At 66.0% G+C, this 23,915-nt stretch carries 20 protein-coding genes and 2 tRNA genes; 11 read left to right on the top strand and 11 right to left on the bottom strand.

Features of this window, described 5'->3' with window-relative positions; all coding sequences use genetic code 11:
* Window positions 1–35 precede the first annotated feature (35 nt).
* The 4 genes from sphst_RS07995 (at window position 36) to sphst_RS07980 (ending at window position 1,515) form a co-directional block, all read left to right on the top strand.
* Window positions 36–260: a hypothetical protein gene (locus sphst_RS07995; protein WP_031396567.1), complete on the top strand. Its 225-nt coding sequence runs from the start codon at window positions 36–38 to the stop codon at window positions 258–260.
* Window positions 260–568 carry a cell division protein ZapA gene (locus sphst_RS07990; protein WP_031440961.1) on the top strand — a complete coding sequence of 103 codons (309 nt, stop codon included), beginning with the start codon at window positions 260–262 and terminating at the stop codon, window positions 566–568. The genes sphst_RS07995 and sphst_RS07990 overlap by 1 nt, the downstream gene beginning before the upstream one ends.
* Window positions 569–784: 216 nt before the next feature.
* Complete coding sequence (locus tag sphst_RS07985) at window positions 785–1,318, top strand: 5-formyltetrahydrofolate cyclo-ligase (RefSeq protein WP_031396565.1); 534 nt, start codon at window positions 785–787, stop codon at window positions 1,316–1,318.
* Window positions 1,315–1,515, top strand: coding sequence for a DUF2842 domain-containing protein (locus tag sphst_RS07980; protein WP_031396564.1), 201 nt, complete (start codon window positions 1,315–1,317; stop codon window positions 1,513–1,515). Before sphst_RS07985 ends, sphst_RS07980 begins: the two co-directional genes overlap by 4 nt.
* 61 nt (window positions 1,516–1,576) lie before the next feature.
* On the opposite strand, the gene sphst_RS07975 is transcribed toward sphst_RS07980, so the two are convergent.
* The 4 genes from sphst_RS07975 to sphst_RS07960 form a co-directional block, all read right to left on the bottom strand.
* A tRNA-Asp gene (locus sphst_RS07975) sits at window positions 1,577–1,653 on the bottom strand.
* A gap of 89 nt (window positions 1,654–1,742) precedes the next feature.
* Window positions 1,743–1,819: transfer RNA gene (locus tag sphst_RS07970), tRNA-Asp, on the bottom strand.
* Window positions 1,820–1,874: 55 nt separating this feature from the next.
* Window positions 1,875–3,023: an AI-2E family transporter gene (locus sphst_RS07965; protein ID WP_107045419.1), complete on the bottom strand. Its 1,149-nt coding sequence runs from the start codon at window positions 3,021–3,023 to the stop codon at window positions 1,875–1,877.
* Between the two features lie 243 nt (window positions 3,024–3,266).
* A complete protein-coding gene (locus sphst_RS07960; RefSeq protein WP_107045379.1) occupies window positions 3,267–4,976 on the bottom strand; it encodes a class I adenylate-forming enzyme family protein in 1,710 nt (569 codons plus the stop codon).
* A gap of 187 nt (window positions 4,977–5,163) precedes the next feature.
* On the opposite strand from sphst_RS07960, the gene sphst_RS07955 reads away from it, so the two are divergent.
* The 6 genes from sphst_RS07955 (at window position 5,164) to sphst_RS07930 (ending at window position 12,434) form a co-directional block, all read left to right on the top strand.
* Window positions 5,164–6,393, top strand: coding sequence for a serine hydrolase domain-containing protein (locus sphst_RS07955; protein WP_031394456.1), 1,230 nt, complete (start codon window positions 5,164–5,166; stop codon window positions 6,391–6,393).
* Between the two features lie 30 nt (window positions 6,394–6,423).
* Window positions 6,424–8,454: a 3-hydroxyacyl-CoA dehydrogenase NAD-binding domain-containing protein gene (locus sphst_RS07950; protein WP_031394455.1), complete on the top strand. Its 2,031-nt coding sequence runs from the start codon at window positions 6,424–6,426 to the stop codon at window positions 8,452–8,454.
* Window positions 8,455–8,500: 46 nt separating this feature from the next.
* Window positions 8,501–9,682 carry an acyl-CoA dehydrogenase family protein gene (locus tag sphst_RS07945; RefSeq protein WP_031394454.1) on the top strand — a complete coding sequence of 394 codons (1,182 nt, stop codon included), beginning with the start codon at window positions 8,501–8,503 and terminating at the stop codon, window positions 9,680–9,682.
* A 90-nt stretch (window positions 9,683–9,772) separates the two neighbouring features.
* Entirely contained in the window at window positions 9,773–10,900 is a 1,128-nt protein-coding gene (locus sphst_RS07940; RefSeq protein WP_031394453.1) for an acyl-CoA dehydrogenase family protein, read from the top strand.
* A gap of 156 nt (window positions 10,901–11,056) precedes the next feature.
* Window positions 11,057–11,944 (top strand): acyl-CoA thioesterase, encoded by an 888-nt coding sequence (locus sphst_RS07935; RefSeq protein ID WP_031394452.1) that lies wholly within the window; start codon window positions 11,057–11,059, stop codon window positions 11,942–11,944.
* 76 nt (window positions 11,945–12,020) lie between these two features.
* A complete protein-coding gene (locus tag sphst_RS07930; protein ID WP_031394451.1) occupies window positions 12,021–12,434 on the top strand; it encodes a BLUF domain-containing protein in 414 nt (137 codons plus the stop codon).
* A gap of 10 nt (window positions 12,435–12,444) precedes the next feature.
* On the opposite strand, the gene sphst_RS07925 is transcribed toward sphst_RS07930, so the two are convergent.
* The 5 genes from sphst_RS07925 to sphst_RS07905 all read right to left on the bottom strand — a co-directional run bounded on the left by sphst_RS07925 (window position 12,445) and on the right by sphst_RS07905 (window position 17,636).
* Window positions 12,445–13,257 (bottom strand): SDR family NAD(P)-dependent oxidoreductase, encoded by an 813-nt coding sequence (locus sphst_RS07925; protein WP_031394450.1) that lies wholly within the window; start codon window positions 13,255–13,257, stop codon window positions 12,445–12,447.
* 13 nt (window positions 13,258–13,270) lie between these two features.
* Entirely contained in the window at window positions 13,271–14,035 is a 765-nt protein-coding gene (locus sphst_RS07920; RefSeq protein WP_031394449.1) for an SDR family NAD(P)-dependent oxidoreductase, read from the bottom strand.
* 35 nt (window positions 14,036–14,070) lie between these two features.
* On the bottom strand, window positions 14,071–15,150 hold the full coding sequence (locus sphst_RS07915) for a phosphotransferase family protein (RefSeq protein ID WP_107045378.1): 1,080 nt from the start codon (window positions 15,148–15,150) through the stop codon (window positions 14,071–14,073).
* Window positions 15,147–16,229 carry a Zn-dependent alcohol dehydrogenase gene (locus sphst_RS07910; RefSeq protein ID WP_107045377.1) on the bottom strand — a complete coding sequence of 361 codons (1,083 nt, stop codon included), beginning with the start codon at window positions 16,227–16,229 and terminating at the stop codon, window positions 15,147–15,149. The genes sphst_RS07915 and sphst_RS07910 overlap by 4 nt, the downstream gene beginning before the upstream one ends.
* 123 nt (window positions 16,230–16,352) lie before the next feature.
* Window positions 16,353–17,636, bottom strand: a complete 1,284-nt coding sequence (locus sphst_RS07905) for an acyl-CoA dehydrogenase family protein (protein ID WP_031394444.1) — start codon at window positions 17,634–17,636, stop codon at window positions 16,353–16,355.
* Window positions 17,637–17,792: 156 nt separating this feature from the next.
* Here sphst_RS07905 and sphst_RS07900 point away from each other — a divergent pair, with 156 nt between their 5' ends.
* Window positions 17,793–19,022 carry a TetR/AcrR family transcriptional regulator gene (locus tag sphst_RS07900; RefSeq protein ID WP_037527374.1) on the top strand — a complete coding sequence of 410 codons (1,230 nt, stop codon included), beginning with the start codon at window positions 17,793–17,795 and terminating at the stop codon, window positions 19,020–19,022.
* A gap of 63 nt (window positions 19,023–19,085) precedes the next feature.
* Here the strand turns inward: sphst_RS07900 and sphst_RS07895 are convergent, their stop codons facing one another.
* Window positions 19,086–20,408, bottom strand: coding sequence for a spinster family MFS transporter (locus tag sphst_RS07895; RefSeq protein ID WP_234387509.1), 1,323 nt, complete (start codon window positions 20,406–20,408; stop codon window positions 19,086–19,088).
* A gap of 79 nt (window positions 20,409–20,487) precedes the next feature.
* The gene (locus sphst_RS07890) at window positions 20,488–23,667 is read right to left on the bottom strand and encodes a TonB-dependent receptor domain-containing protein (RefSeq protein ID WP_159043548.1); all 3,180 of its coding nucleotides are present in this window, start codon (window positions 23,665–23,667) and stop codon (window positions 20,488–20,490) included.
* Between the last annotated feature and the right edge of the window lie 248 nt (window positions 23,668–23,915).

Raw genomic sequence — 23,915 nt, 5'->3', positions numbered from 1 at the left:
TTGCCGCGCCCCCCGGCCATGCTATCTCGCAATCTATGCCAGATACTCTTCCCGACGCGCCGACGGCCGTCGACAGGCCTCCCGACGGTCCAACCGCGGTCGACAGGATCGACGCCGCTATCGGCCGGATCGAAGCCGCGATCCACGCACGCGCCGAAAGCGGCGACGCACTCGCCAGGCGGCATGCCGCACTCAAGGCGCGCATGGCGGAGGCGGTCGCCGCGCTCGACGACGTCATCACCCGCGGGAGCCCCAACTGATGGCACAGGTCATGCTCGATATCGGTGGCCGCCCGCATGCGGTTGCGTGTCGCGACGGCGAGGAATCGCGCGTGCGTTTGCTCGGCGCGATGCTCGCCGAACGCTGGCCGGTCGCGGACCGCGCCGCCGGGGGGCTCAGCGCCGAACGCGCGATGCTGTTCGTCGCACTGATGCTCGCCGATGATCTCGACGAAGCTGCACATCGTCCGCCCGAGGGATCGGCGGTCAGCGAGATCGCCCTGACGCGCATCGCCGATCGTCTCGAAGGACTCGCACAGGCCCTTGAGCAAAGCCCGCCGAGCGCCTAGATTGGCCTTGGCGGGTTCTGCCCGGTACGAGCCTTTATTATCCCTGAGGCTATTCATCATCCATAGGGGGCTGTCCCTGTTAGGACCCTGGTCCGAAGCATATGGTCCCCACCTGACGTACCGTGCGTCAGTGGATAACCCGGCACACGGCCATGGTGGGCCCGCCACATCACCATTCCCGTCATCGGACGATACCCGCATGATCGATCCGCACCCGTGAGCGACAAGGCCGCGCTCCGTACCGCATTGCGGGCCGCCCGCGCGGCCGCCGCGCCGGTCGAGATCCGCGTCCCGGACGCGTTCCTGGCCCGGCTTTCGCCCGGCCTGACCGTCGCCTCCTATTTTCCGATGGCTGGTGAGGCGGATCCCTCCCCCTTCGCACGCGCCGCTGTCGAGGCAGGGTGCGTCATCGCGCTTCCCCACGTCGTGCGCCGCGACCAGCCGATGCGGTTTCTCGCCTGGGAGACGGAGGCGGCGCTGATCGCAGGCCCCTTCGGGCTTCACCAGCCCCCGGCCGATGCCGCCGCGCTCGCCCCCGACATCATCCTGACCCCGCTGGTGGGGTTCGATCGCCACGGCAATCGCATCGGCCAGGGCGCAGGCTATTACGACCGCGCATTTCTCGCGCATCCCGACGCATGGCGAATCGGCATCGCGCTGGCGATCCAGGAGGTCGACGCGCTGACGCCCGACGCCTGGGACGTGCCGCTTCACGCCATTGCCACAGACAAGGACTGGATCACGCCATGACACCTAGCTGGCGCAAACCCGCCGGGATGCTCGGCATCCTCTTGCTGATCACGCTGTGGTGCGTCGCAATCGTCAGCCTGTCGACGATCGTCGGCAGCTGGCACTGGCTGGGCCAGCTGGCATTCTATCTCGTCACAGGGCTGATCTGGATAGCGCCGCTGAAACCCGTGCTGCGCTGGATGGAAACGGGGCGCTGATCCCGGTCGCTGTCCGGACGGCGGCTAAAATTTTAAAGGGGGGCTCGGCCACCCCTTAGGGTGGCGCGAGTGACGGGACTCGAACCCGCGACCTCCGGCGTGACAGGCCGGCGCTCTAACCAACTGAGCTACACCCGCATTCCCAATGACGAACTCTGCACAGCACCCGCAAACGGGTCTGGCAGTCGTCACCGTCGTAGACACTATCTCACACCATCGACGAACGATGGCGCGAGTGACGGGACTCGAACCCGCGACCTCCGGCGTGACAGGCCGGCGCTCTAACCAACTGAGCTACACCCGCTGAAACAGCGTGGAGGCGGCAACTAGGCGAGGGTTGGGATAGCGTCAACCCCCATTCAGCCGCCTGTTTCACGTTGGTCGTCGGACGCGTCCCCCCGGCGACGATTCCGCCCGCTTTTCTGCTGCACCAGCGTGCCGTGCTCGAACAGGAACCCCGCGATATCGGGCTTGCCCGCGGCGCCCAGCACGGTCTGGATGATGATCAACAGCGGCACCGCCAGCAACGCGCCGAGAGTGCCCCAGACCCAGCCCCAGAAGCTCAGAGAGATCAGGATCAGCAGCGGGCTGATCGTCAGCCGGTGGCCGACGATGAACGGCGTGATCGCATTCGCCTCGACCAGATGCAGCCCGTACATCAGTGCCGGCGGGAGCATCGCCATCCAGATATCCGAGAAGGTCATCAACCCGCCCAGCCCGAGCAGGAACGCGCCGATCACGGGTCCGAAATAGGGGATGTAGTTCAGCAGGGCGACGATCCCGCCCCACATCGCTGGATAGGGCATGCCGATCGCCCACAAGGCGGTGCCGGTCACGATCCCGAGCAGGACATTGATGACGGTGATCGTGCCGAGATAGGCCGAGACGTCGTCGACCACGTCCTGAATCACGCGTGCGGTCGCCATCGCCCCGTCGAAGCTCGTGCGACCCGTGATCGTCTGCCGCCGCATGCCCGTCCAGCCGGACAGGAAGAAGAACACGATCAGGATCCCGAACAGCAGCTGGACGATGACCGCCGGCGCGGATGTCGCGGCGAATTCCAGAATCGAACTCGGTGCCGCGACGCCCGCGGTTGCAGGCTGCTTGATCGGCGTCGACGCGACCTGCCGCAGCGTCTTGTTCACATATTTCTCGAGGCTCGAATAGAGATCGAGCAGCGGCGCCAGATTGCTCTGGATCCGATCGAGCCGTGTCGGCAGCAGCCGAAAAAAGTCGGTTGCCGGCACGAGGATCGCGGCGATCGCGACATTGGCCGCGACCAGGAACACCAGAATGCACGCGAGCGCCGCGATCGGCGACGGCACGCCCCGCCGTTCGAGCCATTCGAGCACCGGAATCAGTGCGACGGCGATCACCAGCGCGGTCGTCAGCGGCAGGAAGAACTCCGCCCCTGCCTTCAACGCGAACGGCAATGCAATGACCAGCCCGATTCCGGCGGTCAGCGTCAGCGCGGCGAGCAGGCGATCGCGCCGCTGCGCGATACGCATCGCATCCTCGACACCAACGCCGAGCGGGGGTTCGAACACCCCTTCCGCGCTGGTCGCCGTGGTCGCCCCACCCTCGGCTGGCGGCGGCCCTCCCTCATGGACGTCCGCCGTACCCGCCTGGGCCGTATAATCGTCGTTCGCCATGCCGTTACCCCTCGCTTGCCCTTCCCCTTGTCACAATCGGGGCGGCATTCAAGCGGTGTTGATGCTCCGCCTGCGCGATGCAGAACGAATCGCCCTAAACTATGATGCCGTGGCCGGAATCCGATCCGCAAAAAGCGATTGCAGGTCCTTTTTCAGGATCTTGCCGTTCGCGTTGCGGGGCAAGGTCTCGGGCACGAAGCGGATGGCGACGGGCGTCTTGAACGCCGCGAGCCGTTCGCGCACCCAGGCCTGCAGTTCCGCCTCGCTCGCCTGACCACCGGGGGCAAGGTGGACGACGGCGACCGGCTCCTCGCCCAGCGTGCGGTGCGGCAGTCCGATCAGTGCGCAGTCGGTGACCGCGGGATGCGCATAGAGGACGTTCTCGACCTCCGACGAATAGATGTTCTCGCCACCCCGGATGATCATGTCCTTGGCTCGGTCGACGATGTAGCAGAACCCCTCCTCGTCGAGCCGCGCGAGATCGCCCGTCCGCACCCAGCCGTCGATGAACGTCGTCGCGGTCGCCTCCGGCTTGTTCCAATAGCCCTTCACGATCATCGGCCCGCGCGCCCAGAGCTCGCCGACCTCGCCGATCGGAAGGTCGGTGACGCCGTCCTCCGCGACGATCTTCAGGTCGACGACGGGTGCTGGCGGCCCCGCGCTGCTCGGCCGGTTGAGGTAATCCTCCGCGCCGTGATGCGTGACCGTCGCCATCGTCTCGGTCATGCCCCAACCATTGCCGGGCAGCGCGCCGAGCTCGGTATGGATGCGCCTGACCAGCTCGGGGGCCGAGGGCGCGCCGCCATAGGCGATCGATTCGAGTGACGAGAGATCATAGTTGCCGCGGTCGGGATGCTCGATCAGCTGCCACGCGATCGTCGGCACGCCGCCGGTCACGTTCACCTTCTCGCGTTCGATGATCTCCATCGCGCGGACGGTGTCCCACTTGCGCATGAAGATCATCGTGCTCCCCGTCGCGATCACCCCCATCATGCCCGCCGAGCAGGCGGTGACGTGGAAGAGCGGGATGACCGTCAGCGTCACGCGCGGGGTCGGCTCGGGCGGCGCCTCGCCGCGCCGCAAGGCCGAGCGCGCGCCCGAGTAGCCCCCGGTCAGGATGTTCGACATCATGTTGCGATGCGTCCCCAGCGCCCCCTTGGGAGCACCGGTCGTGCCGCTGGTATAGAAAATCGTCGCATCGTCGTCGGGCGCGATCACCGCGTCGGGCAGCGGCTGGTCGGGCAGCGTCGCCCAGTGCGACGACGCCCCGATCACGTCCTCCAGCGGCGCTGCGATACCGGTCAGCGGCGCGACCGCGCGGCTGACCAGCACCTGCTCTAGCGACGGAATCGTCGCGTAGATATCCTCGAGCCGGTGATGGCGTTCATCGTCGGTGATCAGGACCCGGGCACCCGAATCGGCGAGACCATAGGCCATCTCCGCGCCCGTCCACCACGCGTTCAACGGCACCATCACCGCGCCGATCGCGGTCGCTGCGAAGAACGCGACCGGCCATTCGGGCAGGTTGCGCATCGCCAGCGCGACGCGGTCGCCCGGCCCGATGCCCAGCGTACGCAGATGCGCCGCCAGCGTCGTCACCGCGCGCCACGTCGCTTCATAGGTCACGCGCTCGTCTTCATAGATGGTGAAGACGCGCTCGCCATGACCACGCGCGGCCTCGATCAGGTAGCGCAGCGACGGCGGCGCATTCTTCCACACCCGCGTCGCGACCCCGCCGATCATCACGGTCTCCATCTCGAACTTGCCGCCGGGCGCAGTCAGACGCCGTTCGGTTTCCGCCATCGACATGACCGGCCAGTTGGGGTCCAGGGCGATGATTGGTTCATGAGCCAAGGCCAGCCTACTCCAAATATGAATTTCGGGTTTGGCTTATCCGCCAACCGGATGCACGTTTAGAGTTGATTTGCACGCCACTCAAGGCAATAGGAGTGCCCATGTTCGAACCGGGGGTATGGTGCATGCGGGGAAGCTGGCGATGACCGCCGCGTTCGCTGGGGCGGCTGAACGGCATGGCTTCGATCCGGCACGGCTCGCCGCGATCGATAGGCTGTTGAAAGACCGCTATATCGTCACCGGCAAGCTCCCCAATGCGCAGCTGCTGATCGCGCGCGACGGCGAAACCGTGCATTTCTCGCATCAGGGCCTCGCCCGCGAAGGCGGCGCGCCGATCGACGAAACGTCGCTGTTCCGGATCGCGTCGATGACCAAGCCGATCACCTCGGTCGCGTTCATGATGCTGGTCGAACAGGGCCTCGTCGCACTCGACACGCCGGTCCATCACGTCCTGCCCGCGTTCAAGGGGATCGGCGTCTATAACGGCGGCGGTGCGGGGGTCCCCTTTGCGGTGAAACCGACCGCCGAGCCGATGCGGATGATCGACCTGCTTCGCCACACCTCGGGTCTGACCTACGGCTTCCAGAATCGCTCGAACGTCGACGCCGCCTATCGCGAAGGCAAGATCGAGAACTGGCACGGCAATCTCGATCTCGACGGGTTCGTCGCCGCGCTGGGCGCGCTGCCGCTCGAATTCTCGCCGGGGACCGCGTGGAATTATTCGGTGGCAACCGACGTGCTGGGTGCCGTCGTCGAGCGCGTCTCGGGCGTCACGCTCGACACCTTCTTCACGACGCGAATCTTCGTGCCGCTGAAGATGGACGACACGGGATTCCAGGTTCCTGCCGACAAGACGGATCGCCTGACCGATTGCTACACGGTCGCGCCGGGCAAGGGGCGCACGATGCTCGATCGCGGCGAGAAGAGCGCGTGGAGCCGTCCGCCGACGCTGTTGTCGGGTGGTGGCGGGCTTGTCTCGACCGCGCTCGACTATCAGCGCTTCTGCCAGATGTGCCTTAACGGCGGCGAACTCGACGGTGCGCGGATCCTCGGCCGCAAGACGCTCGAACTCATGACGCAGAACCATCTGCCCGGCGGCGCCGATCTGACGACGATGTCCCGGTCGATGTTCAGCGAGGCGACCAATGCCGGCACCGGTTTCGGACTGGGCTTCGCGGTGACCATCGATCCCGTCCGGTCGATGATGCCGGGGTCGAAGGGCGAGTATTACTGGGGCGGGATGTTCTCGACCGCCTTCTTCATCGATCCGGTCGAACGCCTGTCGATGGTCTTCATGACCCAGGTCTCGCCCAGCAGCCTCTACCCCATCCGCCGCGAGCTCAAGACGATGATCTACGCCGCCATGACCTGACCCGTCAGCGGCCGTCACCAGGAGAGAATAATGACCACCCCGATCCGCACCGAACGCCATGACGACGTCCTCGTCATCATCTCGAACAACCCGCCGGTCAACGCACTCGGCGCCGCAGTCCGCCAGGGGCTCGAGGCCGCGATCAAGGACGGCGTCGCCGAGGCGAGCATCACCGCGATGGTGATCCGCTGCGACGGCCGCACCTTCTTCGCGGGCGCCGACATCACCGAATTCGGCAAGCCGATGGTCGAGCCCGGCCTGCCGACCGTCGTCGACATGATCGAGGCCTCGTCCAAGCCGGTCGTCGCCGCGATCCACGGCACCGCGCTCGGCGGCGGCTGCGAAGTGACACTCGGCTGCCATTACCGCGTCGCCGTTCCCTCGGCCAAGATCGGCACGCCCGAGGTCAAGCTCGGCCTTCTCCCCGGCGCGGGTGGCACGCAGCGCATCCCGCGCATCGCCGGCGTCAAGCTCGCGCTCGAGATGACCGCCAAGGGCGATCCGATCTCCGCGAAGAAGGCGCTCGACGCCGGCCTGATCGACAAGATCGTCGGCGAGGACAGCCTGGAAGCCGACGCGATCGCCTTCGCGCGCAAGATCGCGGCGAAGCGCCCCCTGCCCCGCGCGTCCGAGAAGACCGCGCAGGCCGATCCCGACGCGGTCGCCGCATTCAAGAAGGAGAACGCCCGCCGCTTCCGCAACTTCGACGCCCCCGCCGCCAACATTGCCTGCGTCGAGAAGGCCTCTGATGGGTCGAGCTTCGCCGAGGGTGTCGCGTTCGAACGCGAGCAGTTCATGGCGCTCATGATGGGGGTCCAGTCCGCCGCGCAGCGCCACATCTTCTTCGCCGAGCGCCAGGCCGCCAAGATCGACGACGTCCCCGCCGACACGAAACTGCGCGAGATCAAGCGCGTCGGCGTGATCGGCGCGGGCACGATGGGCGGCGGCATCGCGATGAACTTCCTGTCCGCCGGCATCCCCGTCACGATCGTCGAGATGCAGCAGGAGGCGCTCGACCGCGGCACCGGCGTCGTCCGCAAGAATTACGAGGCGACCGCCGCCAAGGGCCGGATGAAGCCCGAACAGGTCGAACAGGCGATGGGCGCGCTGAAACCCACGCTCGACTTCGCCGACCTCGCCGAGTGCGACCTGATCATCGAGGCGGTGTACGAGACGATGGAGGTGAAGAAGGAGATCTTCACCAAGCTCGACGCGATCGCCAAGCCCGGCGCAATCCTCGCCTCGAACACCTCCTATCTGAACATCGACGAGATCGCGGCGTGCACGAAGCGGCCCGAGGACGTCGTGGGCATGCACTTCTTCTCGCCCGCCAACGTCATGAAACTGCTCGAGGTGGTGCGCGGTGACAAGACCGCGGACGACGTGCTTGCGACTGTCATGGCGCTCGCCAAAAAGATCAAGAAGGTCGCGGTCGTCGCAGGCGTCACCTATGGCTTCATCGGCAACCGCATGCTGATGCCGCGCCAGGTCGAGGCGACCAAGCTGCTGCTCGAGGGTGCGAGCCCCGAGCAGATCGACCGCGTCCATGTCGCGTTCGGCATGCCGATGGGCCCGTTCCAGATGAGCGACCTCGCCGGCGTCGACATCGGCTGGCACCGCGACCCGAGCCGGATCGAGAATATCCGCGATGCGCTGGCAGCGGAAAATCGCTGGGGCCAGAAGACCAAGGCGGGCTTCTACGACTATGACGATAAGCGCACGCCATCGAACTCCCCCCGCGTCGCCGAGATCATCGACGATTTCCGCGCCAAGTCGGGTGTCACCCCGCGCGAGATCAGCGACGAGGAAATCGTCGCGCGCACGCTCTACACGATGGTCAACGAAGGCGCGCTGATCCTCGAAGAGGGCAAGGCGCAGCGGGCGTCCGACGTCGATGTGGTGTGGATCTACGGTTACGGCTGGCCGGTCTATCGCGGCGGGCCGATGTTCTGGGCGCAGTCGGAAGGCTTGCCAAAGGTCGTCGCCGGGCTCGAGAAATACGGCTTTCCGGTTGCCAAGTCGCTCAAGGACGCCGCCGCGAGCGGTGGGAAGATCAAGTAAATTCTACGCCCTCTCCCCTCGGGGGAGAGGGAGAAAGGAAGACCCGATGACCGACCTCGACACCTTCCGCACCGAAACCCGCGCTTGGCTCGCGGAAAACTGCCCGCCCGAGATGCGCAAGCCCGTCCGCTCGGAGGACGATGTCTGCTGGGGCGGCCGCAACTTCACCCCGTCCTCGCACGCGCAGACGGACTGGCTCGACCGGATGGCCGCCAGGGGATGGACCGTCCCCGACTGGCCCAAGGCCTATGGTGGCGGCGGCCTGTCGCCTGCCGAAACCAAGATCCTCCGCGAGGAGATGGCGGCGATCAAGGCGCGCAACCCGCTCAACAGCTTCGGCATCTCGATGCTCGGGCCGGCACTACTCAAATATGGCACCGAGGAGCAGAAGCTCGATCACCTGACCAAGATCGCGCGCGGCGAGATCCGCTGGTGCCAGGGCTATTCGGAACCCAATGCGGGCTCCGATCTCGCCGGCCTTGCCACCTCGGCGGAGGACAAGGGCGACCATTATCTCGTCAACGGCCAGAAGGTCTGGACGTCCTATGCCGACAAGGCGGACTGGATCTTCTGCCTCGTCCGCACCGACAAGACGTCGAAGCAGGGCGGGATCAGCTTCGTGCTGTTCGACATGGCCACCCCCGGCGTCTCGACCAAGCCGATCTTGCTGATTAGCGGCAACTCGCCGTTCTGCGAGACCTTCTTCGACAATGTCGAGGTCCCCAAGGTCAACCGGGTGTACGAGGAGAACAAGGGCTGGGACGTCGCCAAATATCTGCTCGGTCACGAACGCGAGATGATCTCCGGGATGGGGCTCGCCTCGTCGAGTGGCAACCCGCTGATCGACGGGGCGATCGCCACCGTCGGGCTCGGCCATGACGGCCGCCTCGCCGACCCGCTGCTCCGCGCGTCGATCGCGCTGTTCGAGGTGCGCGCCAAGGCGTTCGGGGCGATGTCCGAACGCTTCATCGATGAACTGAAGGCGGGCAAGGCCCATCCCGCGCAGCCGAGCATGATGAAATATTACGGCACCGAGCTGAACAAGTCGCGCTACGAACTGATGATGGCGGCGGGCGGCTCGGACGCGCTCGAATGGGAGAGCGACCGCTCGCGCGGGGGTGCGATCCCGCGCTCGTGGCTGCGCACCAAGGCGAACTCGATCGAGGGCGGGACGAGCGAGATCCAGCTCAACATCATCGCTAAGCGGATCCTCGAACTGCCCGCCTGAGCTCTACCGTTCTCCCGCGCAAGCGGGAGCCCAGAATCACGAACGCTGCGCGCGGGGCTCCTGGGCCCCCGCCTCCGCGGGGGAACAGAAATGCCACTCTATCTCGATGACGACCAGACCGTCCTTCAGGACACGATCCGCGACTTCGTCGCCGAACACGCCCCCGTCAGCCACATGCGCGCGCTTCGCGATGCCGAGGACGCCACCGGCTTCTCGCGCGACCTGTGGAAGCAGTTCGCCGAGATGGGCTTCACCGGCATCCTGATCGGCGAGGACCAGGGCGGGCTCGGCCTCGGCCATGTCGAGGCGGGCGTCGTGCTCGAACAGATCGGTCGCAACCTGTCGCCCTCCCCCTTCCTGACCACCGCCGTCGCCGCGGTCGAGGCGCTCAAGGGCACCGGCCAGGCCGAACGCTGGTTCCCCGGCATCATCGCGGGCGAAACGGTAGCAGCGCTCGCCATCGACGAGGTTGCCAAGCACCGCGACAGCATCGCGATGACCGCCGAACGCGCGGGCAACGGCTTCAGGCTGACCGGCGCCAAGCGCTTCGTCGCGCACGGCCACAACGCCGACCTGATCATCGTCGCCGCGCGTACCGCAGGCGGCGCGGACGATGCCGACGGCATCACCTTGTTCGCGGTCCCGAAGGACGCCGCCGGGCTTAGCGCGAACGCCGAGCGGCTTGCCGATGCCAGCCTCGCCGCGCGCCTCGACTTCGACGGGGTCGAGGTCGATGCCGATGCGGTGATCGGTGAGGTCGACGCCGGCCGCGCGCCGCTCGACCAGCTGCTCCGCGCGGGCCGCACCGGCGCGTCCGCCGAGCTTCTCGGCGTCGGCGGCGGCGCGATGGACATGACGATCGGCTATATGAAGCAGCGCAAGCAGTTCGGCGCGCTGATCGGCAGCTTCCAGGCGCTCCAGCACCGCGCCGCGCATCTCTATTCGGAGATGGAGGTCGCGCGCGCCGCGGTGCTCAAGGCCCAGCAGCTGCTCGATCTGGGCCACGACAAGGCCGACGAGGCCGTCTCGGTCGCCAAGGCGATGACCGCGCTCGCGACGACGCTCAGCGTGCAGGAAAGCGTGCAGATGCACGGTGGCATCGGCATGACCGACGAATATGACATCGGCTTCTACATGAAGCGCGCGCGCGTGCTGGCCGAACTGTTCGGCGACGCCAACTTCCATGCCGACAGGCTGGCCATCGCCGCGGGCTATTGACGCTTCCGTTCCCCGGCGAAGGCCGGGGCCCAGTTGGGCAGCGCTTGCGGTCTGCCACTGCACTCCGTTACTGCGACCTCCCCGACTGGGCCCCGGCCTGCGCCGGGGAACCCCCAGCCGGCCCCGTCCCTCGCCGGGGCACAAGGTGAAGACGATATGATTCCCGATACTGCCGATACGTCCCCCCAAGCCCTCGCCCAGGGCCTCGTCGACCTGCTCGAGATCGACGAGGTCGACACCGACCTCTATGTCGGCAAGCGCCAGCCCGGCGGTGTCGGCCGCGTGTTCGGTGGACAGGTGATCGCGCAGGCACTCCAGGCCGCGCAGCGCTCGACCGAGGCGCCAAAGGCGGCGCATTCGCTCCACGCCTATTTCATGCGGCCGGGCAACGAGGACTACCCGATCGTCTACCGCGTCGTCCGCGATTTCGAGGGCCGCAGCTTTGCGACGCGTCGCGTCATCGCGATGCAGAAGGGCCAGCCGATCCTCAACATGGCGGCATCGTTCCAGACCCCCGAGGACGGGCTCCATCACCAGGACGCGATGCCCGACGTCGCGCCACCCGAGGACCTGCGCTCCGATCGTGACCTGCGGCTGGAGAATATCGACGGCATTCCCGAGAAGTTTCGTGCACACATGCTGCGCTGGCGCCCGATCGAGGTCCGCCCGGTCAACCCGCGCAGCTGGATCGATCCGCCCGCGCAGGCGCCGAACCATGCCAACTGGTTTCGGATCGTGGCGCCGATCGGCGACGACCCCGCGATGCACCGCGCGGTCCTGTCCTATGCCTCCGACATGGCGTTGCTGGGAACCGCGCTGCTGCCGCACGGGATCAACTGGATCACGCCGGGTCTGCAGACCGCCAGCCTCGATCATTCGCTATGGCTGCACGAGGATTTCCGCGCGGACGACTGGCTGCTCTATGCCTGCGATGCCCCCTGGTCGGGCCATGCGCGCGGCTTCAACCGCGGCAAGATCTTCTCCCGCGACGGACGGCTGGTCGCGAGCGTCGCGCAGGAGGGGCTGATCCGGATGCGAAAATAACCTTGGTTCACGGGGGTTAACGCGGTCTTCGTAAATTCCGATTAGTCCAGCGCGATCATTCTCCGGGATCATCGGCATGCAGCGCCTTCTCTATATCAGCACGTCGCGTGGCCGTGTGACACAGCCGGTCATCGACGAGATCCTGCGGGTCTCGCGGCGCAACAATGCCGCCGCGGGCGTGACCGGTCTGCTCATCGCTGGCGGCAACAGGTTCCTTCAGGTGCTCGAAGGCGATGATCTCGCCGTGTCGCGCACCTTCGATCGCATCCAGCGCGACGACCGGCATTTCGCGATGGTGCAGCTCGCGAAACAGACGATCACCGAGCGCAGCTTCGGCAGCTGGTCGATGGGATTTGCCAGCGGCGCGGCGCCTGGCGGTGGCGCGACGTCGCCCGCCGCCACGATCGCAGCGCTGATCGCGCCGATCGAGGATCCGACGCTACGCGGCTATTTCACCGGTTTCGCCGACCTGCATCTCTCAGCCGCCTGAGCGGACTGCATCAGGCTGCGGTCTTGCCATAGTCCTGCCGCGTCACGGGATGGCTCGACGACAATCCGCCATCCACAACGATCGCCTGACCATTGACGTAGCTTGCGTCATCGGAGGCGAGGAACACCGCGACCCGGGCAAGCTCCTCGGGCTGCGCGCCGCGGTGGAGCGGGTTTAGGCGGCCGACGCGGTCCATCTTGTTGGCCTCGCGCGCGTAATCGAACACCGGTTTGGTCATCCCCGTCTCGGTCAGCCCGGGGCAGATCGCATTGACCCGGACGTTCGCACCCGACAGCTGCTGCGCCGACACCGCCGCGAGGTTGATCACTCCCGCTTTGGACGCGGAATAAGCCGGCGACCCTGCGCCCGACCGTAACCCGGCGACACTCGCGGTCAGAACGATCGCGCCGCCCCTGCCCGTCTCGGCCGCGCGCGCGACGATCCGTGGTGCCGCGTGCTTGATGGCGAGGAACGGACCGATCAGGTTGACCCGCAGCACTTCGGTGATCAGCGCGACGTCGGTGTCGAAGAGATTGGCCATGCCGCCGGAAATTCCGGCATTGGCGAACAGCACGTCGAGCCCGCCATAGGTATCGCAGGCGAGCGCGACCATGCGGATCACGTCCTCCTCCTCCCCCGCGTCGACGCGGATCGGGGTGGCGATGCCGCCGGCCTGGCTGATCAGATGCGCGGTCTCGTCCGCACCCTCGGTACGGTCCGCGACAACGACGTGCCCGCCCTCTGCCGCGAACAGCAATGCCGCCGCGCGGCCGATACCTGACCCTGCACCGGTGACGATGATCGACCTGTTCTCGAACCGCATGATGCCCTCCCCTTTAGATCGTGACGCCGCCGTCGATGACCAGCGTCTGCCCGGTCATGAAACGGCTCGCGGATGCAGCGAGAAACACGACCGCGCCCGCGATCTCCTCGGGTTCGCCGATGCGTCGCAACGGCACGCGGGTATTCGCCGCGGCGATCCGCTCGGGATCCTCCCACAGCACGCGCGCAAAATCGGTGCGGATCAGTCCGGGCGCTATGCAGTTCACGCGGACGCCCGACGGGCCGAACTCGACCGCGAGATTGCGTGCGAGCTGCATGTCGGCCGCCTTGCTGATGCAATAGGCGCCGATGACCGGCGATCCGCGAAGCCCGCCGATCGAGGAGATGATGATGATGCTGCCGTCCCGCTGCTCCGTCATGCCGGGGGCGACCATCTGGATCAGCCAGTGGTTGGAGACGATGTTGTTGTCCAGGATCTTGCGGAACTGGTCGTCGCCGATCCCCGCCTGGGGTCCGTAATAGGGGTTGGAGGCGGCGTTGCAGACCAGCACGTCGATACGGCCGAACGCGCTGTGGGTCGTGTCGACGAGATGCTGGAGCGCCGCCTTGGCGGCGATGTTCGCCGCGACCGCAATCGCGCGGCCCTCGCCGTAGCGCGCGTTGATCTCCGCAGCGACGGCATCGCACGCCTCCTGTTTCCGGCTGGAGATCACCACCCTCGCGCCATGTGCCGCCAGCTCGAAAGCGCTCGCCTTGCCGATCCCGCGCGACGATCCGGTGATGATCGCGACCTTCCCGCTCAGGTCGAACTGCGTCATGCCCTGCCTCTCCCCTTCCGCATTCGGGACGTGCGTCACGCGCCCGCCTTCACCGCAAACCCCCACGCCGCATCCGCCAGCGCGTGCACCTTGGCGACCGTCGCCTCGGCCTGCGCGCTCGACGCGGTGCCGTCGATGATGCGTTTCTTGATCCCCTGGACGATCCCGGTGAGGCGGAAGAGGTTATAGGCGAAATACCAGTTCAGATCGGGGACGCCGTCCCGCCCGGTCGCAGCGCAATAGCGCACGACGACCTGCTCGATCGTCGGAATCCCGGTCTCCGGACCGGTCAGGCCGAGCACCCCCGACCGGCCTTCGGGCTCGGTCACCCAGCTCATCAGCATGTAGGAAAAGTCGGCGAGCGGATCGCCGAGCGTCGACAATTCCCAGTCGAGCACCGCGATCACCTTCGCGCCCGCGCCGTCCGTCGCATGGGCGAAGATCATGTTGTCGATACGATAGTCGCCGTGGACGATCGACGTCCGCGTCTGGTCGGGCAAGGTCCGTGGCAACCAGTCGATCAGCCGCTCGACCGACTCCATCCGCTCGGTCTCCGCCGCGCGATATTGCTTGGTCCAGCGCCCGACCTGCCGCTCGAAATAATTGCCGGGCTTGCCATAGGATGCGAGCCCCGCCGCCGCGAAATCGGTGTTGTGGAGCGCGGCGAGCGCGTCGATCATCGCGTCATAATGCGCGCGGCGTTCGGCGGGCGTCGCACCCGGCATCGCGCCGTCCCAGATCGTCCGACCCTCGACCATCTCCATCACATAGAATGGCGCGCCGGTGACGTCGGGATCCTCGCACAGCCCGTACGGTCGGGGCACCGGAAAGCCCGTCGGATGAAGCCCGGCGATCACCGCATATTCGCGCTCGACCGCATGCGCCGAGGGCAGGATCGGACCGAAGGGCTTGCGGCGCAAGACATAGGCGCGCGCCGGTGTGTCGAGCCGATAGGTGGGATTCGACTGGCCGCCGGCGAATTTGGCATAGGTGAGCGGCCCGGCAAAGCCTTCGACAGCCTCCGTCATCCATGCCGTCAGACGGTCGAGATCGAGCCGGTCCCGCTCGCCGACCGGGATCGTACCGACCATCGTGCTGGCTGCGTCGCCGCTCATGAAAAGGTAATCACGCTGCGCGTCGTGTCGCCGCGGCGCAATTCGTCGAACGCGTCGTTGATCCGTTCGAGCGGCATGCGGTCCGCGATGATCGTGTCGAGATCGAGCAGCCCGCGCATGTAGAAGTCGACGAGCCGCGGGATGTCGACCGGGAACCGGTTCGACCCCATGAACCCACCCTGGAGCCGCTTGCCCGACAACAGGTCCATCGCCGACAGCCCGACTTTCTCGCCCAGCGGCATCATCCCCAGGATCGTCGCTGTCCCACCGCGCCGCAGCACCTTGACCGCGGTCGCCGCCGACTGCGTCCGGCCGACCGCCTCGATCGCATGATGGACGCCGCCCCTGGTAAGCGCGACAACCTCGTCCGCGGCGGTCTCGGACAGCGCGTCGAAGCTGTGCGTGGCGCCAAGCTTCTCCGCCATCGCGCGCTTCTCCGGCACCGGATCGAGCGCGATGATCTTTCCCGCGCCCGCGATCTTCGCGGCATTCACCGCTGCCAGCCCGATCCCGCCGCACCCGACCACGCACACCGTCTCGCCCGGCGTCACGTCGGTCGTGTTGAACACCGCGCCCGCCCCGGTCGTGATCGCGCAGCCGAGCAGCGCCGCACGGTCCATCGGCATGTCGCGGTCGATCGCGACACAGGCATGTTCGTGCACCAGCATCATCTCGGCATAGGCGCTCAGGTTGAGCATCTGCGCGATCGGTCGGTCACCCAGCATCAGCCGCGGCGGCGCGCCTTTCGGACGCCGCACCGAACTGTCGACGCAGAGCGCCATGCGGCCGGTCACGCAGAACTCACAGTGGCCGCAAAACGCCGACAGGCAGGTGACGACATGGTCGCCCACCTTGACCATGGCGACCTCGTCACCGACCGCCTCGACCACGCCGCACGCCTCGTGCCCCGGAATGGTCGGCATCGCATGCGGATAGGCGCCGTCGACGAAGTGCAGGTCGGAGCGACACACCCCGACCGCGACGGTACGGATCAACACCTCACGCGGACCCGGCTTCGAGACGGTGACGTCCTCGATGCTGAGCGGCGTATTGGCTTCAAAAAGGACTGCGGCTTTCATGGGTGGTCTGGCTCCAGATTTGGCGGGCGCGCAATCAAAAATGCCGTTCGTCCTGAGCGAAGTCGAAGGACTGGCTCGTTCGGGGCATGTCCTTCGACTGCGCTCAGGACGAACGGGACAGGGTTAGCGGCTCACCCCGACATCCCCGCTCGACACGCCGCCTTTGCGAAAGTCCCCGTATTTGCCGAATTCGTTACGCGCGATCGACCGGTTGTGGACCTCGTCGGGACCATCGGCGAAGCGCAGCGTTCGCATTGCCGCCCAGTCGTGCGCGAGCCGGAAATCGTCCGACACGCCGCCGCCGCCATGCGCCTGGATTGCATCGTCGAGGATCCTCAGCGCCATGTTCGGCGCGGCGACCTTGATCATCGAGATCTCGATCTGTGCGGATTTGTTGCCGGCCTTGTCCATCATGTCCGCGGCCTTGAGGCAGAGCAGCCGCGTCATCTCGATATCGATCCGCGCGGTCGCGATCCGCTCCTCCCAGACCGAGAAATCGGCGATCCGCTTGCCGAACGCGACACGGCTCAGCAGCCGCTTCGCCATCGCCTCGATCGCGGTCTCCGCAACGCCGATCGTCCGCATGCAATGGTGGATGCGGCCCGGTCCGAGACGCCCCTGTGCGATCTCGAACCCGCGTCCTTCACCCAGCAGCACGTTCTCGACCGGAACGCGGACATTCTCGAGCACGACCTCGCCATGCCCGTGCGGCGCGTGATCATAGCCATAGACCGACAGCATCCGCTTGATCGTCACGCCGGGGGTGTCCATCGGCACCAGGATCTGGCTCTGCTGCTGATGCCGCGATCCCTCGAAGCTCGTCTTGCCCATGACGATCGCGATCTTGCAGCGCGGATCGCCGACCCCCGACGACCACCATTTCGTCCCGTTGATCACGTAATGATCGCCGTCGCGGACCATCGACGTCTCGATATTGGTCGCATCCGACGACGCCACCGCAGGCTCGGTCATCAAAAAGGCGGACCGGACCTCGCCGCGCATCAGCGGGCCGAGCCACGCTTCCTTCTGCTCGCGCGTGCCATAGCGGTGGAATACCTCCATATTGCCTGTATCGGGCGCCGAGCAGTTGAAACATTCGCTCGCCCAGCTGACCTTGCCCATCTCCTCGGCGCATAACGCATATTCAAGATTGGTCAGCTGCGTCCCCTCGAACACGAAGCTGTCATCGACGTGGGTCTGCCCGGAATGGGGGGGCATGAAGAAATTCCACAGCCCCGCGGCTTTGGCCTTTTCCTTCATCTCCTCGATCACCGGAATCACCTTCCAGCGCTCGCCATGGTGGGCCTGCGCGTCGTAATCGGCCTGACGCGGGCGGATATTCTGGTCGATGAAGTCGCGCACGCGATCTCGGAAATAGGTCTCTCGGTCGCTGAAGCTGAAATCCATGCGGGCTCTCCATCGGTCCACGGTCTGGCGGTCGATTAGACCATACCGCGTATTCGGTAAAGCATCCGGGAGCGTGCCGAAAGCCGGTTTTCCACTCGGTCACGAAAGCGCCTAAAAAGCACTGTAACTTCAAATCGAAGCTGTTAGGGTATTTTGATGAAGGTTCCGGCAGAGGCGATCGAAGACGGCGAACAGGGCACGAAGCGCTTCCGTGCCAAGCGTGACGCCATCCTCGCCGCAGCCGCAGAGGCGATCAACGAGCAAAGCGCCAAGGGCATGACCTTCGCGGACGTTGCGCGGCGCGTCGGGCTCAACACGACGAGCGTTACCTATTACTTCAAGCGCAAGGAAGACCTCGCCGCCGCCGCGTTCGAGAACACGCTCGATTATCTGCTGCGGATGCTTGACGAGGCGATGGTCGAGCCGACCCCGCAGGCCCGCGTCGCCCGCTATCTCGCGCTCAACATGGCGCGGCTCGGCCGGATTCAACGCGGCGAGGAAAAGGCGTTCGCGGTCCTGTCCGATCTGCGCGCCACCGAAGACCCGATCCGCAGCCGGCTGATGAACGGCTGGCGCGAGGTGTTCCGCCGCACCCGCCTCCTCTGGGGCCCGTCGACCGGTCGCGCGCAGACCGACATGCAGAGCGCGCGTGCCCACGTCCTGCTCGAAAATACCTTCTGGCTGCCGATCTGGCTGACGCGATACGAGCCCGACCAATATGCCCGTGTCGAGGCGCGACTGATGGACGTGTTCGCGCACGGCATCGCAGGACCCGGTGCGCGCTGGGCACCGACGCTGCTCGACCTCAGCCATGACGATGCCGAGCCGGGGCGCGAGGCTTTCCTGCTGGCGGCGACGCGGCTGATCAACGAACTCGGCTATCGCGGCGCATCGGTGCAGAAGATCGCGTCCGAACTGAACGTCACCAAGGGCAGCTTCTATCACCATCTCGATGCCAAGGACGATCTGGTCATCGCCTGCTATCGCCGCAGCTTCGACACGATCGCCGATGCGCAGGGACGCGGTGAGGCCGAGGGCGGCAGCTATTGGCACAAGCTGTCGAGCACCGTCGCGACTTTGCTCGACGTCCAGTTCGCCGAACGCGGTCCGCTGCTCCGCACGACCGCGCTCAGCGGCCTGCCGCCGAGCGTCCGCGACGCGATGGTTGAGCGGTCGAACGGGATCGCGCGGCGCTATGCGGGGATGATGATGGACGGGATCGGCGAAGGCTCGATCCGCGCGGTCGATGCGCTCATCGCCGCACAGGCGCTGATGGCGGTCCAGAATGCCGCCTTCGACATGCGCAAATGGGCGTCGACCATGCCGCGCGAACGGGCCGTGGCGATGTATGCCTCGACGCTGATGTACGGCCTGTTCGACGATTGATCGGCAGGGGGGCGGCGGGGACCGGCACAGGCTGCGTGCCGCGCCGGTCCCCGCCCCGATGTCTCAGGCCGTCGCGAACGCGGCCTGATGCTCGTCGCGCTTGAGCAGCACGCCCGCACGCCAGTAATGATAGAGCGCCCAGGGCGTCATCATCACGATGATGACCAGCGCATAGCGTAGTGATTCCTCGCCAAAGGTCGGCTTCAACAGGTCGCTTAGCCAGCCGACCATCGTCGGGCCGAGGCCGAGGCCGACCAGGTTGATGACCAGCAACGTGATCGCCGCCCACATCGCACGGGTCTTCAGCGGCGCGAGATGCTGGATCAACGCGAAGCTCGGCCCCAGGTACGAATTGGCGAAGATCAGGTAGACGAAATAGCTGCCGATCGCGATTGCCGGCACGTCGATGAGGTAGAAGGCCAGCGCGAAGGGCAGCGACAGCCCCTTCATGACGAGCACGACCCAGCTCTGCACGTGAAGGCCGTGGCGCTTGGCGAGCACATCGGCGATCTTGCCGCCGGCGAGCGCCGAGATTGCCCCGAACAGGGCACCCGGCAGCGCGATATAGCGCGATACGTCGAGCATCGAGATGCCGAGCGAACGCTGCATGAAGCTCGGCCCCCACCCCGTCAGCGCGTACCCGATCATCGAGGTCAGGGTCACGCCGACGACGAGATGCCGCGCGGGCGCGCTCGCCCACATCGAGGCGAAACCCTGCGCGACGCTCGGCATCGGCGCCGGCGCGGCGACCGGGCCGGCGTCGGACAGGCCGCGACGCGGCTCGACCATGAACAGCCGGACGAGCACCGCCAGCGCGATACCGGGCAGCCCGACGGTCATCATCGCCACCCGCCAGCCATAGCTGTGCGCAACGACGCCGCCGATCAGCGTCCCGAACCCCGCCCCCAGCACCACGCCGAGCGAATAGACCGCCATCGCGCCCGCGCGCTTTTCGGGCGGGTAGAGATCGGCGATGATCGAATGGCTGGGCGGGCTGGATCCGGCCTCGCCGATCCCGACGCCGATGCGGAACAGCATGAGTTGCGTGAAGTTTTGCGCCAGACCGCACATCGCGGTCATCGCGCTCCAGATCGTCAGGCTCACCGCGATGATGTTGCGACGGCTCGTCCGGTCCGCCAGTCGCGCGACCGGGATGCCGAGCGTGGCGTAGAAGATCGCAAACACCAGTCCCGAAAGCAGCCCAAGCTGCGTGTCGGTCAGCACGAGGTCCGCCTTGATGCGTTCGAGCAGGATCGCGAGGATCTGCCGATCCATATAGCTGAAGAAATAGGTGAGCGTGAGCAGGGTGAGCGTCAGGCCGCGGCGCTTCATGGCCAGGGAATCGGCGATGTCGGAATGCGTCTTCAACGCTGTCGCCATGGTCATCCTCTCGTATCGTTGCTGGCCTTGCGACCTTGTTGGGACCGTACCCAATCGTTGAAAGCAAGGCCAGCGCCGAGAGCAATCAGAATTTTTGCGACAAACCGAGTTTTGCGGTGAAGCCGAGCGGCGAGGCGGTGAACGGATCGTAATTCTGATCCAGCCGTGCGAAGGGCGGTGCGCGGTCGAAGATGTTGAGCGCGGACAGCGACACCGTCGATCCGGTCGGCAACGCGATCCTCAACGTGGCATCCATCGTCTTGAACGCGCCGATCTCCTTGCCGCCCGTCACCGATCCACCCGCCAGTGCACCGAAGTTCGGCCCGAAGATCGCCGCGCCGCGCTGATCGGTATAGCCATCGATATAGTTGAACTGCACCCGCAGGCTGGCGACGTCGTAATCACCCTGCACATACCAGTTGCCCTTGATCTCGGGCACCGGATAGGCCGTCGTCTGGTAGTTGAGCAGGCCGACACCGTCGAATGCGGGCTGCACGACGATCCCCTCGACCGTCACGTCCTTGGTCTTGTAGTCGATGACATAGGTGCCGGTCGCGCCCACCGTGACGGTCGCCAGCCCGAGTTCGCCGCGAAAGCTTGCCTGGACGTCGAGACCGGAGGTCGTGACATTGGCGCTGTTGACATAGACGGTGCGCAACCGCTGGACATTGCCGACGCCGCAGCCCGCACCGGTGAAGGTGAAACGCTGCTGGAGAGCGGCAAAGGCGGCATTGCCGCAATTCGCCGCGCCGCTCGCACCGAACAATGCGTTGACGATGCCCTGTGTCGGCTCCTGCTCGATCGGCCCCTTCAGGTCGTACCGGAAATAGTCAACGCTCGCATTGAACCCGCCCGCGTCGAGGATCACGCCGCCGCTATAGGTCGTCGCCTTTTCAGGCTCGAGATCCGGATTGCCGTTGATGTCGACCGCGCGGAACGAGGTGCCGATGATCTGCAGCGCGGTCAGATTGCCTTCGAGCTGCTGCGCGGGCGGTCCGCGGAACGTCGTCCCGGCCCCGCCGCGCAACGCAAGCCACGGCGCCACCTGGATGCGCAACCGCCCTTGCGGATTGAAGGTCGACCCGACATTGCCGCCATAATCCTCGTACCGCGCGGACAGCTGGGCGTTGATCGCCTCGAGGATCGGCAGCTGCAGCTCGGCGAACAGCGCCTTCACGTCGCCCACCGAGGACGCGTTCCGGTTGGTGCCGAGGAAGCCCAGCGCACCCGTCTGCGGCGTACAGGTCGCACGTGGATTGAGCGGGGTCCCCGGGCAGGGATTCACCGCCAGATTGCTGTCGGCATTATAGTTCACGGCATAATAATTGCGCCGATACTGGCCGCCGATCGCAAAGCCGACATCGCCACCGGGCAGCCGCAGCCCGGTCCGCCCACCGAGCACGAGGTCGCCGACGAACAATTGCGTGTTGTAGACGGTGCGCGTCGTCCGGAAGAAGTTGTCGACCGTCGCAATGTCGTTGACCAGCCCCGCACCGGGCGCGGTGCTGAGCCCGTTGGTGCTCCGCGACCCGGCGTAATTGGGGTTCACCTGGCCCGTGACCGGATTGGCCGCCACCGCGGTCGAGAACGGGTTGAAGAAGGTGCAGCCATTCGTTCCGGCAAGCGAAGCGATCTGCGCAGCGGTCAGCCCGGCGCGCGACGCGGTGGTCGCATAGGCGCAATTGGGGCCACCAAAACCCGCGATCGCGTTCTGCAGCAGGTCACCGAACGTGTCGGTCCCCTCATTCTCGCGGACATATTGCGAATAGGTCCCGCTCGCGGTCAGGTTGATCCGGTCGGTGACATCCCACGACAGGTCCGCGGTAAAGCGCATTTCCTCGGACTGGCGCTTGGAGAATGCCGATCCACGGTCATTGTCCCCGCCCCGCATGACCGGATTGCCACCGAGCAGTGCCGGACGGAAGAGCACGGGGAAGGCGAGCGCGGGTGCGAGCGGCGTGCCGTTCGCGGTCAGGCAGCCCGCCGCCGTACCATAGACCTGGCAATAGTCGCGTAGTGCCGGCGCATAGGTCGGTACCTGGAAGAAGCCCGCACCGCCGCCCGCCGCATTCGCCGATGGCGGCAGCGTCGGCAGATAGGTCGGCGACGTCGTGATCCGCGTCGAGGTCGCTCCATAGAGCGCGGTCGCGGTGAATTGCAGCGAACTGGTGAGGTCGATCGCGACCTCGGCATAGGCCTGATACCGGTCTTCCGGCTCGACCAGATTGCCGAACTGACCGTAATTGTTGAAGCATCGATCGGTCGGCACCGCGATCGTCCCGACCGCGGTCGGCGTCGGTGTCGTCGAGCCCGCGACGCTGCGGAATCCGCCGAGCGATTCACACCCCAGATCGCGAACGAAATTTACCCCGTTCGACACGCCGTTCGCGCCATAGCCGGTGAACAGACGCCCGCTGACCGGGTCGAGAAACGGGACGGTCGCGTTGAAATCGAGGTTGCCGGGGTTGCCGCCGCCGGTCCACCCGCCCTGGGGATTGTTGGCGTAGGGCTGAATGGTGAAGTCCCGATCGGTCGTTCGGAGCTCGGACCGGTGCTGATAGCCGAACGACGCCAGCATCCGCACGCCGTTACCGCTGTGGCCATAGCTCATGGCCGTGCCGTAATCGCCCTTCGACCCGTCGATATAGCGGTAGTCGCCCGACACCAGGAAACCCTGCTGGTCGGTCCGTGTGATGAAATTGACCACGCCCGCGATCGCGTCCGAGCCATAGGTGGCGGCGGCGCCGTCCTTGAGCACCTCAACACGGCCGATCGCGGCCGAGGGGATCAGGTTGATATCGACGATCGGAATACCGCCACCGACGGGCACCAGCCGCTTGCCGTTGAGCAGCACGAGCGTACGTTGCGGCCCCAGCCCGCGCAGATTGACCGACGCGACGCCCTCATTGCCCTGACTGCGGCTGTCGAACTGGTTCGCGTCGCCGGTCACGCCGTTCGAGGTCGGCAGGTTCTTGAGCAGTTCGACCGCGGTCGGCGCGCCCTGCTTCGCGAGTTCATCGCCCGAAATCACGTCGACGGGTGCGGCGGCATCCTCGGACGACCCGCGGATCAGCGAGCCCGTGACGATGATGTCGGCATTTTCGGACTGGGCGACGGCAGACTGCGCGGGATTCGCTGTGACCTGCCCCGCTCCCGTCGTTCCCACTGGTTGTGGATCACCCCCGATTTGCGCTGCCGCCGGAACGGCAAGGGCCCATGCAATGACGAAAAACGCGGACGCGACGAAATAGCGCTGCTTGGCCACATCACTCTCCCCTGTTCGGCCGAAGCACTTTGGCCCGTACCGCATCATCGAATAGATTCTTCTACGCCTTACGCGTCAAGCGGGAAAATCGTAGCATATTGCTACTAATTCCTGCCAATACTGCCATGTAGACGGCTTTCGGCAGTTCCGGATCGGCCAGAACCATTTTTCGATCTTGCGATAATGTGGCCCCGGGGAGAGGGCCTTTGCCGCAGCGGTCCGACCTAAGGAAACCAGCCGCCGCCGGC

This window comes from Sphingomonas sp. STIS6.2, assembly GCF_000732685.2.
Classification (GTDB): Bacteria; Pseudomonadota; Alphaproteobacteria; order Sphingomonadales; family Sphingomonadaceae; genus Sphingomonas; species Sphingomonas aerolata.
This window is presented reverse-complemented; position numbering and strand designations above follow the sequence as displayed.